This is a genomic window from Ruegeria sp. O6 (genome assembly GCF_056535045.1).
This window is the reverse complement of sequence record NZ_JBQERM010000010.1, coordinates 109,687-122,541: the sequence shown is the minus strand read 5'-3', so window position 1 is coordinate 122,541 and position 12,855 is coordinate 109,687. Positions and strand designations below refer to the sequence as shown.

The 12,855-nt window shown below is 57.2% G+C and carries 10 protein-coding genes; 5 read left to right on the top strand and 5 right to left on the bottom strand.

All coding sequences use genetic code 11. From position 1 onward, the window contains the following. Positions 1 to 76: 76 nt before the first annotated feature. Entirely contained in the window at positions 77 to 3,217 is a 3,141-nt protein-coding gene (locus ACR0DY_RS13990) for a toll/interleukin-1 receptor domain-containing protein (RefSeq protein WP_480545356.1), read from the bottom strand. A 918-nt stretch (positions 3,218 to 4,135) separates the two neighbouring features. Next, positions 4,136 to 5,311, bottom strand: a complete 1,176-nt coding sequence (locus ACR0DY_RS13985; RefSeq protein ID WP_480480283.1) for a tyrosine-type recombinase/integrase — start codon at positions 5,309 to 5,311, stop codon at positions 4,136 to 4,138. Positions 5,312 to 5,419: 108 nt separating this feature from the next. Between ACR0DY_RS13985 and dusA the strand changes: the two genes are divergently transcribed. From dusA to ACR0DY_RS13965, 4 genes are read left to right on the top strand one after another with little or no spacing between them, the layout of a single operon-like run. Further along, positions 5,420 to 6,430 carry a tRNA dihydrouridine(20/20a) synthase DusA gene (dusA, locus tag ACR0DY_RS13980; protein ID WP_480545358.1) on the top strand — a complete coding sequence of 337 codons (1,011 nt, stop codon included), beginning with the start codon at positions 5,420 to 5,422 and terminating at the stop codon, positions 6,428 to 6,430. 17 nt (positions 6,431 to 6,447) lie between these two features. After that, entirely contained in the window at positions 6,448 to 7,272 is an 825-nt protein-coding gene (locus tag ACR0DY_RS13975) for a sulfite exporter TauE/SafE family protein (RefSeq protein WP_480545360.1), read from the top strand. After that, positions 7,269 to 8,051 (top strand): hypothetical protein, encoded by a 783-nt coding sequence (locus ACR0DY_RS13970; protein WP_480545361.1) that lies wholly within the window; start codon positions 7,269 to 7,271, stop codon positions 8,049 to 8,051. Before ACR0DY_RS13975 ends, ACR0DY_RS13970 begins: the two co-directional genes overlap by 4 nt. Before the next feature lie 36 nt (positions 8,052 to 8,087). After that, positions 8,088 to 8,816 (top strand): SpoIIAA family protein, encoded by a 729-nt coding sequence (locus ACR0DY_RS13965; protein WP_480485222.1) that lies wholly within the window; start codon positions 8,088 to 8,090, stop codon positions 8,814 to 8,816. Between the two features lie 623 nt (positions 8,817 to 9,439). Here ACR0DY_RS13965 and ACR0DY_RS13960 read toward each other — a convergent pair. The 3 genes from ACR0DY_RS13960 to ccmI are packed head-to-tail and all read right to left on the bottom strand — an operon-like array spanning position 9,440 to position 11,373. Next, positions 9,440 to 9,673 carry a DUF1289 domain-containing protein gene (locus ACR0DY_RS13960; protein ID WP_480898503.1) on the bottom strand — a complete coding sequence of 78 codons (234 nt, stop codon included), beginning with the start codon at positions 9,671 to 9,673 and terminating at the stop codon, positions 9,440 to 9,442. Between the two features lie 18 nt (positions 9,674 to 9,691). Continuing rightward, positions 9,692 to 10,156, bottom strand: coding sequence for a Holliday junction resolvase RuvX (ruvX, locus tag ACR0DY_RS13955; RefSeq protein WP_480517551.1), 465 nt, complete (start codon positions 10,154 to 10,156; stop codon positions 9,692 to 9,694). Then, on the bottom strand, positions 10,153 to 11,373 hold the full coding sequence (ccmI, locus tag ACR0DY_RS13950; protein WP_480898500.1) for a c-type cytochrome biogenesis protein CcmI: 1,221 nt from the start codon (positions 11,371 to 11,373) through the stop codon (positions 10,153 to 10,155). Before ccmI ends, ruvX begins: the two co-directional genes overlap by 4 nt. Before the next feature lie 176 nt (positions 11,374 to 11,549). Between ccmI and ACR0DY_RS13945 the strand changes: the two genes are divergently transcribed. Beyond that, positions 11,550 to 12,794, top strand: a complete 1,245-nt coding sequence (locus ACR0DY_RS13945; RefSeq protein ID WP_480480295.1) for a sarcosine oxidase subunit beta family protein — start codon at positions 11,550 to 11,552, stop codon at positions 12,792 to 12,794. Positions 12,795 to 12,855 lie beyond the last annotated feature (61 nt).

The window sequence follows — 12,855 nt, the reverse complement described above, 5'->3', positions numbered from 1 at the left end:
GTAATCTGTCACCTTGAAATGCACCTGTGGTTGGATTTATCCGAAGGCGATTTTGGTTGAGATTCCTTATCCGGCCTCATCTCCGAGGCCCTGGTAGCTCAAGAGATTCGCAATCGACTTTGGGAGGCGAAAAAACGCCAGCTGTCAGTCGGACTTCCACCATGTCCAATGTGGCTTTGCGATGGCGCTCAGGAAGGGAACGGCACGCATGCCGAAACAGATTGTAATCACTTAGGCCGACGTTCCAATGCCGAAGTACGTCGTATGATGAAGCTATCGTCGTTAACGTTAGACCGAGACTGTCGAACTCAATGCTACCGGTCCCGAACCCATGCCCTCCCACAACGAAGACAGGCTCTTCGGTTTCGACATCGTGAAGCAGAACGGGGCCAGTGTCTTCGCGTGTTGCCACATGAAAACCAGAGTTGGAAATGCCGGCTTCAAGGATGCTGAGGCCCCGCCCACTTGAAAGGCGGCTGTAAAGCAGACCACTACGCAGATCATAAACCGCCGCGCCCTGGCTCACCGCAACGGCAAATCGCGGCAACTCGGCGGCGAAGGCAGAGCGTGATAGCGCGAAAACACCAAACAGACTTAGTATGGGTTCATCTGGTCTTTCGACATCCCATACCCGCACTGATTTGGACGTACTATCGTCATCTTGACTAAAGAGTGCAGCGAGGTAGCGGGCGTCGGGAGACAGGACAACTCGCTGCACTTCACCCTCGACGCTATATTCTAACCGTCTGTCCGCGTCGATGACCATGATCTCACCATCGCGGTTGCCGACTGCGATGACCTCTGCCCGGCGCGCGATGTGCACATCCGTCGGGCGAGGCGGTATGTCGACGATCTCGTTCAGTGCTTCGAAGGACGAATAACGGTAGAGATGCACCCGGTCAGCATCCCGAAGGATGACCGCGACCAAATCCTGCTCGTCAGAAACCACAGCTTCAAGCAAATCAGATTGTTGTACCGGCAATCGTCGTAACTCTCTGCCGCCCGGCAAATCATACACAACAAACAGCCTTTCGTGTCCCGGACCAAAAAGATCCCAGGAATCAATGTCGAATGTTGCGCGATCACCATGCAAAACATACGTCTCGTTTAACTGAGATGAATAGCCTCCGGAAATCACAGACAAACCTGTATCTCGGCGTCCCGAAAGGTCGAGTTCTTCGCGCATCGCCCCGAAGCCTACATCCCAGCGGCTTACAATACCGCCGCCACCTTCTGCCGTGAGCACACGCCCTTCGTCCGATATTTCGATGCCGCCGATTCCTCCAACTCGGCCACTTCGGTAGAACGCGCGGCCAACTGTGTCAAAGATCACTAGTGAATGATCTAAACCACCAACTATGTTGTTGTTTTGTGAGGAAATCGCTATGTAACGACTGTTTGGGGAGTAGGTCAGATCCATGATCCATCCGCCAGCGGTGGTGCTAATGACGTCAATTGTCCCGCTTTCAACGTCGAAGATCCTCAGCAAGTCTTCCCTATCAGTGTAAGCTAGTTGAGTGCTATCGGGTGAAAAGACCATGGGCCCGATGGTTGCGTTATAAAACGGTGTACTGCCCGTGAAAGAAGGATCGAGCAGGCTGCAGATCACTTCCACACCGGTGGATGCGTTGAAGATGCAGACCCTGGATCCTGCAGGGCCACCTATGTCATAGTCCACTGTCCCCGCCAGAAATCGTCCATCAGGTGAAAAGACAGTCGGCGACACAAACACAATTTTGCCCTCTTTTGGAGTCGAGGGGCGGATCGCAGTGTCAACACCTCCGACCAGATCGCGGATAACAGGTCCATCTTCGGTTTGAGCAATAACGCGTTGACCACGATGATCGAGCGCCGTGATGGTGCCAGATCTGCTCTCAGCGGCCGCTAGGTACGTTGCTTCGCCATTTGCGGGACGATAGACGAACAATTTCCCGTCTTTCATAGGCCAGACTAGTGCGGAGCCGTCGCCCGACATGACCACCGGACCCGAAAAACCGTCGGCTTCTTCAAACCCGGCTATAGGATCCGTGACCGTGGGTGCCTCAGGCATGGTCAATTCATTGCCCAAGTCTACAATCCTAGCTTGCCAAATGATGTCGTCCTCGTCTGTGAAAAGTTCGGGCGACACTACAACCAGATCCTCAAAGTTACCCTGATTGTCTTCGTGTGTCGTTGGTAGTGTCGGAGCGGTCGTTGGCTGATCTTGCCATTGAATAACAGCATAACGGCCACCGGGGGTCAGGCGTGTATTGAAGACATATTCGCCAAGCCCGTTCGGCAGTTGGGAGGCCTCTAGGATTGAACGCAACCGTTGATGGGAGAATGCTTCCGCCATGACCTCGACCGATTGGCTCCGCGGCATGCCTTCGGTGAACTTGTCGGGGTCGAGAAGCCAGGAAGCGATCGCGGTACGAACAATTTCCACAGGCGCCATGCCGTTATCAAGCATTGTCGCGGCATCCCTTGCCAGGATATCAGAATAACTGCGACGATTATCTAAAGAAATTTGGTAGAGCACAAACGCCCCAGCAATGCCCAACGCAGTGACGCTCACCATCGAAGTGCGAATGATCCGGCGCATGTTTCGACTCGCGCGTATGAACTGCGCGTGAAGCGGGAGTACCTCTGGTGCTTTTGGGGGTTGCTTAGTGACCCACTTTTTCGCGCTATCGACGTCGCGACCCCGCAACAATCGCCGCGCTCTTCGACCCGAGGCTAGCCAGTCTTGTGCGGCAACAAGATAGCGGGTGTGCTCGCGTATCCAATCCGCGTTGGTTACAATGGCAGTGTGCAATGCGTCGATATCAAGCGCACCATCTCCGTCTGCAAAAAACCACTGTATACCGCCTACGATCTCCGGCATTTGGTCGTCCAAATTGCGTTCTAATGCGATCGGAAAAATGCGCTTGCCTAGTGAGGCAGCATATTCAAGCTCCTCCTCACAAGCATCTGACGTCACTGATGAAGACGACGCGAAGTAGAGCAACAAGTCGCTCTGTGATATCAACGACCGCACACGTTCCGCCCACGGCTCCGACGGAAGGATGTCGTTCAGATCTTGCAGGAACTCAATATCTTTTCTGACAAGCTCACGAAGCGTGTGTAGGACAACGTCGAGGTCTTCTCTGGCGTAGCAGACGAAAGCCTTGAGGGGCGGCACGAAATCGTTTTGTTTTTGCGTTTCAGATTTCTCGATGTTCGGCAAAATGTTATTCATATTGCCGCGCCTAGGCTAGTAAGTTCTCGCGAACACTTTGTCGCGCCTGCTTTTCCAACGGGCATAAAGAAGGCCCATGGTTTGCCCAATACAAGACATCTGGAACAAATAGTCGTTGCTTGGATCAGCGCAATTAAATGTCGTTCAAAAGTCATTAGGTATTCGCAACCCAGGAAATTACGCGTGGTCTAGTAGTCAAACTCAGATGTCTATCATCTGGGAACGCTACGACCTTAGCACAAAGGTGATGAAGCTCGAAGGAGCTTGTTGGTTGCTCCTTTGAAATCTGCCACATCAGAAACGGGAGGAGTGCGGTCCCACTGGTCGATTGTTGCTGCCTGCGAAGCTAAGCATACCAGTTTGTCGAGGGTCAGGGTTGGCACTCAAGACAGCAGCATTCGGCATGCTGTAGCCGACTTCGAATATGCCAGAGACAGTGTTTGGGCCCAGTTTGTGGTGCCGAAGTCCTTGGCGGCCAAGGGGCTTTGTGATCTGTGTGCTTGCGATGGACTAGTTTTTCGTTTCGGTGAAGGATCGGACCGAAGCAGTAGTGATGCGAGGCGGTTGGGCAGCTCGCATGTGCGGCCCATGTGCACGGGATGACTTTCGCACTTTTCGGGCGCCAAGTCTGGATAGACGCCGATGGCACTTTGCACGCCACGCCTTCCAATTCTACGCCGCAACCCGCGGCACCACGCTCTCGACCAATCGCAGAAATCGTGAGTTTGCAAGCCCCTACAACCAACGATAATTTCGACCCCTGCGAACTGCTCCAGCGCAGTCGACATCTGTGTTTTCCCATAGCAAGTTGCCAACTTCTTGGTCACTTCTGGCGACGCATCTCCAGGCTAGGCAGTGCGCCAGCTCTTTATGAGACTAATTTGGGTTCAGAGCAGATGAACTAAATGATTTTGGGGTTCAGCCGGAGCGTCGAATAGGTTTAGTTCTAACCCGGGCCGCGGAAAGAGGCCGCGCCGGTCGTCTCATGCGTTGTCTTGGGTCTGGTGTGGTGACTTCCGCGATCCATGACCAAGCCTCGAATTTGTCTCCGGTCTGGCGCAGATGGGTATAGCGCTTCAGAGACGTCCAGGACCGATGACCTGAAACGGCAGCCGCGTGTGGGACGTTGTATCCGATCTCGAACAGGCGTGAGACGCCTTCGTGCCGCAGGTCATGGAAGCGCAGATCCTCGATCCCGAGAAACTGCGTTGCCCGAGTGAACGCAGCGCTGATCGCATCGGTGGAGTAGGGGAAGATCTGGCTCGTGTGTTTGGGCATCGCTTCGATGATCGCCAGCGCCGGATCGGGCAGGTCGCACCAGACGTCGTTGCCAATCTTGTCTCCGGGGTTCTTCATGTCGCGTACTAGGACCCGTTTGCCGTCCTTGTCGAGGTCCGCCCACGTGATCCGGGTGATCTCTTCCTGCCGCCGGGTCGAGAAGATCGCAAAGGCGATAACGCGATGCATCGGGACGGAGGAGGGGCGGCGGATCGAGCGGTCGAGGAAATGCGCCATCAACTGGTCGAGTTCGTCCAGCGTAGGTCGCCGGTCGCGGTGGCGGCTCTTCTGCGTCAGCCCTAGCTTCTTGGCGACGATCATCGCATTACGCATCGCGCGTTCGTCCAGCGGATAGTTCCAGGCCGGACCGGCCACCGTGAAGACCGCGCTAAGATGGGAGAGGTAGTTGGCCACGGTTTGCGGTGAGACACCCGACTTTAGCTTCTCCTGAGCGAAGGCCACGATGTCGGCGCTGTCGATCTGGGCGCAAGGCTTGTCCGCGATGTCGAACTCCTTGATGCTCTTGAGAACCTGCGCCTTGGTCCGACCGATTGCCTTCGCACTGTCTTCGACATATTTGTCGATTGCGTCGCTTAGGGTCACTTCGCGGCCGCGGGTCTCTCCGATGGGCAGGTTTTCGAGTGCGCCGGGCTTGGTGAGGTCCTTCTCGCGCTTCTCGATCCAGGCCGCGGCGGTCGAGCGCAGTTCGAAGGTCCGGTTCTCGCGCCAGACAGTTTTTCCAGCCCGCCGAACTGCGATTTGGGCAAGCCAGGCGGCAGAGCCGTCTTTGCGCTTTCGCTTGATAATGGTACCCATGGGGTTACAACATTTGGCCAAAGTTACAACATTTGTTGTAAACCTTGCCCAAAATGGACGAGAATTACAACATATGAGACAGTAATGGGGCGGATAGATGAGCGGTAAATGGCTGATAAAAATATAAAATATAATGTTCTCAATGCGTCCCGCTTATCGGTCGCGCCTATGATGGATTGGACCGACCGCCACTGTCGGTATTTTCATCGGCTGCTTAGCTCGGAAACCCTGCTGTATACCGAGATGGTAACCGCACCGGCGCTTGTTCGGGGTGGGGCGCTGCATCTGTTGGATCATTCACCGCAGGAACATCCCGTGGCTTTGCAGTTGGGTGGGTCCGATCCGGAGGAGCTGGCGCAAGCGGCGCGTTTGGGTGCTGATGCAGGATATGATGAGATCAATCTGAACTGTGGGTGCCCGTCGGACAGGGTGCAGTCTGGTACTTTCGGGGCGGTTCTGATGAAAGATCCGGCACGGGTTGCAGAATGCGTCGCAGCAATGCGCGAAGCGGCGAATGTAGATGTCACGGTCAAATGCCGCATCGGTGTGGATGACCAAGAGCCCGAAGAAGTTCTGCCTGCGTTTCTTGAGCAGATCAGTGCGGCGGGCTGTCAAAGAGTAACGATCCATGCGCGCAAGGCGTGGTTGCAGGGGCTGAGCCCTAAGGAAAACCGCGATGTTCCACCGCTTGATTATGACCTTGTGCATCGGATGAAAGCCGCGTTTGCGGATCTGCATATATCGATCAATGGTGGTATCGCCAGCTTGGATGAAGCAGCAGCACATCTGGACGCGGGTCTTGACGGTGTCATGATTGGTCGGGCGGCCTATCATCAGCCCGGTGATATCCTGGCAGATGCCGACCGGCGCATCTTTGGCGTTGGAACCGTTCGCGATCCGCTGACGGTTGTTCAAGAAATGGTGCCCTATATTGAAAGGCACCTTGCCAATGGCGGGCGTTTGCACCAGATCACGCGGCATATGCTGGGTCTCTTCGCGGGGCGCCCCGGTGCGCGGGCATGGCGGCGCGCCTTGTCCGAAGGGGCCGTGCATGAAGGGGCCGGGCCAGAAGTCATGCTACAGGCCCTGGACCATATTGCGCCGATGGTCGAGGTTTAAACGGCAAGGGGGGGACGATGCCCGAGACAGTGTTGCTGGCCCAGATGATGGGCCTTTTGCTTGTGATCGGCGCGCTGGCCGGTGTGCTTGCCGGGCTGTTGGGAGTGGGCGGCGGTATCGTTCTGGTCCCCGCGTTCTTCTATGCGTTTCAAACGCTTGGCTATGGTGGTCCGCAATTGATGCAGCTCTGTCTGGCGACGTCGCTGGCCACGATCATTGTAACGTCGATGCGGTCAGTTCTTGCTCACAACAAGAAGGGTGCGGTGGATTGGGATATCCTGCGCGGTTGGGGGCCGGGTATTGTCGTCGGCGCAATTGTCGGAGTGCTGGTCGCATCGGCGCTGCGGACCGAGGCTTTGCAGGCACTGTTCGGAATTCTGGGCATGGTGATCGGTGCCTATCTTGGGTTGGGTCGCGCAGAATGGCGGTTGGGAGACGCAATGCCCGGCGGTATCAAACGGGCCGTCCTGTCCCCTCTGGTCGGGTTTCTTTCCGTTCTGATGGGCATCGGCGGCGGCAGTTTCGGTGTGCCGCTGATGAGCCTCTATAACACCCCTATCCACCGCGCGGTCGCGACCGCGGCCGGGTTTGGGGTGATCATCGCCGTGCCCTCGGTCATTGGGTTCTTGTTTGTGGATATCGCGCCCGAGCATCGCCCCCCGTTGACCATTGGCGCGGTAAATCTTGTGGCCTTCGGGATCGTTGTCGCAATGACAATGATCACCGCGCCATGGGGGGTAAAGCTGGCCCATGCAATGGACCCAAAACCGTTGAAACGTGTCTTCGCCGTGTTCCTGACGCTGGTCGCGCTGAATATGCTGCGCAAGGCCGTGGGCTTATGAGCGATTTTTCGGCCCGGGGCTGGGTGAAATTCCCGTATGATCCGGTGCTGGCCGAATGGGTGGACCACGCCTTGCCTGCCGCACAGACGTCTACAACGGACCCGGCCCATGCGGAATGGTTGGATTGTGAAGGGACGTGGTTCATCGGTGTCGACGCACTGCCCAATGACACGAAGGGCAGGGTCGGGCAGTCCGGGCCTCTGACCGGAAAGGCCATGGCGTTCATCGACAAGCACTTTGAAGATTTACCGCTGCACAAGGGGCAGGTTTCGGTTGTTTATCCGGGTTATCCGCGCCCGCGCCGGGGCGAGAATGAAGCGGCCACCCGGTACCGTCGAAACAGGGATGCGGCCCATGTGGACGGTTTGCGCCCGACAGGACCGGATCGCCGCCGCCGGGTTGATGAACCTCATGCCTGGATTCTGGGCATTCCACTGACCGAGGCCAGCGCAGACGCGTCTCCGATGGTGGTGTGGGACGGCAGTCATCACATTCTGCGGTCCGCGTTCAGGCAGGCGCTTGAAGGGATGCCGCCTGAGGTCCTGCACGACGTTGACATAACGGACATCTACCAATCCGCCCGTCGCGAGGTGTTTGCGACCTGCCCAAGGATCGAGTTGCCTGCAAAGCCGGGAGAGGCCTATCTGCTGCACCGCCATTGCCTGCACGGGGTTGCTCCCTGGGCCGCAGGGGCGACGGCGGGGCAGGATGGTCGAATGATCGCCTATTTCCGCCCCGAATGCTCCGGTGGAGTAGCCGAATGGATCGAATCCGCCTAACGTCCTGTCATTATTTGGCTTTGGAGGTTTTGACCGATGATGACGGTTCATACGAATTCTGACGGTGCACTCATAGAAGTCGAGTTGTCGGGGCAAGTGACCAGCGCCGATTACGCCAATACTCTGGTACCCGCGATCGAGGCTGCGCTAACCGAACATGACACGGTTAGGTTACTGGCGATAATACAACCGGAATTTCAGGGGTACGATCTGGGCGCGGCCTGGTCTGACACCAAGCTGGGGTTAAGCCATTGGCGCGGGTTCGACCGGATCGCTGTTGTGGCGGATCAGGGCTGGGTGCAGACAAGCGTTCGTCTGGCGGCCCCCATTCTGCCCTGTCCGGTTCAGGTGTTCGATCTGACCGAGCTTGAGGCGGCCCGACGCTGGATGCGTGAGTCCCTGGGATCGATCCACGTGACTGACCTGAGCGGCCCATGTGTTCAGATCAGCCTTTTGGGAAAGCTGGACCCTGAAAGGTACAAACAGGCAGAACGTGATTTGGATTCGCTTTTGCAGGACCGGCCAGGCTTTCGCCTGCTGATAGACCTCAGGGAATTTGATGGCTGGCAAGGGCTGTCAGCGCTTGCGGCGCATTTCCGGTTGGCCAGCCGACATATCGGACAACTGGACCGAGCTGCCATCGTTGGGGACAAAAGCTGGCAGCGCATGGCGCAGAAGGTCGCCAGCCATGTGTTAGGAACCCGGACTCAGTTTTTCCCGTCTGAAGAATACGACAACGCCAGGGCTTGGCTTGCCGCCGGATAAAACCCTCGACTGTGAAACGCCTGAGCAGGCAATACCCAATCGGTCAAGGTTCGTGATGCAGCCTCAAATCCGGTCGTGCGATGTCAGGCATGATTCGACTGCTGACGGCGGGTTTCCCGCAGCTTCGGCCCCAGCTTTCCCAGTCTCGGCAAAGTCGGGTCGAAAAGTGACGTTAGGAAATTATGTGCTTTTGAGAGTTTTTCTTGATTGAGGCGTCAAAAACGATCAAAGGCCGCGTGTTTTCCCCCTACTTGTGACGGGAAATACCTTTAGCCACACCCTGTCGCTGCGGGTTACCACTCACGTTGAACCTCAATGTTCAAGAGCTAGACCCCCTCGGAGCTCGAACTCGACCCGCAGTGGCACGGTTACTGGAAACGGGACGTCCCTAATGCCACTTAAGACTTTGATCGGAAGACTCACTAATACCAGAAAGACCAAACGTGCGGCTGACGTGCTGCAATCGGAATGCGCGCGCAATGATGATCGGCGGCCCAAAACCAGCCAATCCGAGATTGCGCTTCTGTTTCAGAAAGAACTGCGTGGCACCGCGCCGAACACACCTATCCCGAGACGGGTCACACAGCCGCCAGAAATGTCATCAAAACGTATTCACTGATCGGTCAGGAGCCATTCATGCGAGCGGCACGCCCGCCGCGCCGCTTGCTGAGCCGCGGTTTACGAGACGGCAGGTCGTTCATGATTTCAGCGCGTTCGCTGCTGTTCATCCTGGACCAGCGAGAAATCTCGTCAATCGTGCGGTAACATCCGGTGCAGATACGCTCGGCCGGATGGACAACACAAATCTGGACACAAGGGCTTTCGACCTCATTGCGCTTCCAAACCATATTCGTCATCGATCGGTCTCCGACCTGTTACAAAAAGCGCAGCCTGTCCAGTGCTCCCTGCAAGATATAACCTGCTGCAACGTGATCAATAACCTGTCCGCGACGTTTTCGTGACGTATCCGCCTCAAGCAGTGCTTTTTCTGCCGCAACCGTACTCAGCCGTTCATCCCAGAATCCGATTGGCAAATCCGTCAGACGGGACAGGTTTCGCGCAAATGCCCGCGTAGACTGGCAGCGCGGACCCTCTGTGCCGTCCATGTTTTTGGGAAGACCCAACAGAATGCCGCCAATATCGCGATCCGTAGCAATTTCGATCAACCGGGCGGAATCGAGTGTGAATTTCTTGCGCCTTACGGTCTCCAACGGGCTGGCCACGCCCCGCATTCGGTCGGAAACCGCGACGCCGATGGTCTTTTCACCCAGATCCAGCCCTATCAGCGCTTGCATCGGGGGAAGCGCATTGGCGAAGTCTTCGAAAACGTCGTGGATCATTGCGCAATCCCGGCTTGCAGGGCTGCGGCATCAATGATCTGCAACGCCTCGGTGTTTCCGGCAAACACCTCCAGCGCCTCATTGTGGATATCCATGGCCCGTTGGCCCTGGCCCAGAACACCCAGAGCGGCGATCAGACGAGCCCATTCTTCGGGCGCGCCGCCTTCCGTCGCCAGGCGGTCGGATAACTGATCCACCATTCCCTGAATCATCTGTTGCCGTTCCTCCGGGCTCATTTCCGCTGCTGCAGCCATGTCTTCGCGACTTGGACCAGACGGCGCGCTCAGGTCCGGTGGATTGAAAACCCCTGCCCGAAAGGCCAACTCATCAATCTGATCCCGGATCGCCCCCGCCCACGGCGCGCCTGCCGGGGCTTCCCTCAGCGTTTCGACCCAAATGCGGTAGGCAAGGTCCGGTCGACCTGTCTGAACCAGCATTTGCCCCCAATAATATCGGGCCGGGCCGTGATGGGGATCGCGATTCAATGCTTCGGCAAGGGCCTTTTCAGCTTCGGGCGACACATATCCGCCCGCAGCCAGGATCATCATCTCGGCAAAATCCGCGTAGTGCTCGGCTGTGGCTGCGTCGCCTGACAGTTCGATCACCCTTTGTTGCGCGGTATATCCATCCTTGAAGTTCCCCGAATTGGTCTCATGCTGCGCCAAAAGCATTTGCCCTTGCAAATCATCCGGGCGGGCCGCAACGGTCTCTCGCAACTGCTTGAGAAGAGACGCGTAATTTTCGTCAAGCTGCGCCGCTTGAGGTGGGGTCGCCAGCTCTTCTGCGGCGCTCTGGGACGGACGATTGGCGCGCACCTCCTCGGCCAGTTCCAGCCGCGTGGTCAGGGGCATGTCGGGCAACCCGACGGCACCAATACGATGATACATCGCCATCGCGCCCCCGATGATGATCAGCATGACAACCGGGATTGTCACAATCGAGACGGTCCGTGATGGTCCGGCACCCGAGCCACCCTTTTTCATCTGTTCGTCAGCGGCAAGAATTCGTCGGGAGATTTCGGTGCGGACCCGTTCCGCATCTGCCTCACCAATCACGCCGCGCGCCAGATCCCGGTCCACACCGGTCAGCTGTTCGCGATACACCCGCAGATCGTACGCCGCCGCAGGCTCATCCCCGCGGCGTTTGCGCAGCAATGTGAAGCTCAGAAATGCCGCAATCAGAAGCGCGACAAGAAAAATCAGAACCCAGAACGTCATGGCCCCTCCGAAGATACTGCCCTGACTTAGACCTGTGGGGCGTCCGACAAAAGGGACAAATGGCCGCGAATGAACGACATGTCGCAATAGTGCGATATTGCGGCGTTGCGCGGCGCGGTTAAACTGTCGCCGCGCGGCATATCTGCGCGCAATCACCGAACCGGATGGATTCGCTTATGAAACACTACTCAGCCTTTGCTGTCGCGCGGGAGGCCCTGCGCTATCACACCGGATGGGAACGCGCCTGGCGTTCGCCCGAGCCAAAGAAACGTTATGACGTCATCATCATCGGTGCTGGCGGGCATGGTCTTGCGACCGCGTATTACCTTGGCAAGAACTACGGCATTCAGAATGTCGCGGTGATCGAAAAAGGCTGGCTGGGTGGTGGTAACACGGGTCGAAACACAACGATCATCCGCTCAAACTACCTGCAGGATCCTTCGGCTGCGATCTACGAGAAAGCACGCGGCCTTTATGAGGACCTGAGCCAGGATCTGAACTACAACATCATGTTCAGCCCGCGTGGTGTGATCATGCTGGCGCAGACCCAGCATGAAATTCGCGGCTATCAGCGCACGGCCCATGCAAACGCCCTTCAAGGTGTGAAGACTGAATGGATCGGGCCTGAACGTGTCAAGGAACTGGTACCTATTATCAATCTGGACGGCCCCCGTTATCCGGTTCTGGGTGGGCTCTGGCAGGAACGCGGTGGTACCGCCCGTCATGATGCCGTCGCGTGGGGCTATGCGCGCGCCTGTTCAGCGATGGGTATGGATATCATCCAACAATGCGAGGTCACGGGTGTCCGATCGCAGGATGGCCGTGTCGTCGGTGTAGACACCACCAAGGGTGCCATCGATTGTGACAAGCTGGGTATCGTCGTTGCGGGCCACTCCGGTCAACTGGCCGAGATGGCTGGTTTCCGTCTCCCGCTGGAGGCCGTCGCATTGCAGGCACTGGTATCCGAACCCATCAAACCCTGCATGGACGTGGTCGTGATGGCCAACACCGTTCACGGCTACATGTCGCAGTCTGACAAGGGTGAGATGGTGATCGGTGGTGGTACCGACGGGTTCAACAACTTCACCCAACGTGGCAGCTTCCATCATATCGAGGAAACCGTCCGCGCCTTGGTCGAAACCTTCCCGATGATCTCGCGCCTGAAGATGCTGCGCCAGTGGGGTGGGATTGTGGACATGACCGGTGACCGCTCGCCTATCCTGTCGAAAACTCCGCTGCAGGGCTGCTTTATCAATGGGGGCTGGGGCACCGGCGGCTTTAAGGCAATCCCGGGCTCGGGCTGGGGCATGGCGCAGCTGATGGCCACAGGTCATTCACCTTTGACCGAGGCCTTCTCGCTGGACCGCTTCAAGGAAGGCCGCTTCATCGACGAAAGCGTGGCCGCCGGGGTGGCCCACTGAAGGTGGGTCCGAGGTTGCCAAGAAACAGAATTCTGGTTGGCCGCTGCGCCAACCAACCGCC

Excerpts from the sequence above, each read along its gene's own strand:
- dusA (WP_480545358.1), top strand. The coding sequence starts at position 5,420 with ATGGCTGATAAAAATATAAAATATAATGTTCTCAATGCGTCCCGCTTA.
- ACR0DY_RS13965 (WP_480485222.1), top strand. The coding sequence starts at position 8,088 with ATGATGACGGTTCATACGAATTCTGACGGTGCACTCATAGAAGTCGAG.
- ACR0DY_RS13975 (WP_480545360.1), top strand. The coding sequence starts at position 6,448 with ATGCCCGAGACAGTGTTGCTGGCCCAGATGATGGGCCTTTTGCTTGTG.
- ACR0DY_RS13945 (WP_480480295.1), top strand. The coding sequence starts at position 11,550 with ATGAAACACTACTCAGCCTTTGCTGTCGCGCGGGAGGCCCTGCGCTAT.
- ACR0DY_RS13985 (WP_480480283.1), bottom strand. The coding sequence starts at position 5,311 with ATGGGTACCATTATCAAGCGAAAGCGCAAAGACGGCTCTGCCGCCTGG.
- ACR0DY_RS13990 (WP_480545356.1), bottom strand. The coding sequence starts at position 3,217 with ATGAATAACATTTTGCCGAACATCGAGAAATCTGAAACGCAAAAACAA.
- ccmI (WP_480898500.1), bottom strand. The coding sequence starts at position 11,373 with ATGACGTTCTGGGTTCTGATTTTTCTTGTCGCGCTTCTGATTGCGGCA.
- ACR0DY_RS13970 (WP_480545361.1), top strand. The coding sequence starts at position 7,269 with ATGAGCGATTTTTCGGCCCGGGGCTGGGTGAAATTCCCGTATGATCCG.
- ruvX (WP_480517551.1), bottom strand. The coding sequence starts at position 10,156 with ATGATCCACGACGTTTTCGAAGACTTCGCCAATGCGCTTCCCCCGATG.
- ACR0DY_RS13960 (WP_480898503.1), bottom strand. The coding sequence starts at position 9,673 with ATGACGAATATGGTTTGGAAGCGCAATGAGGTCGAAAGCCCTTGTGTC.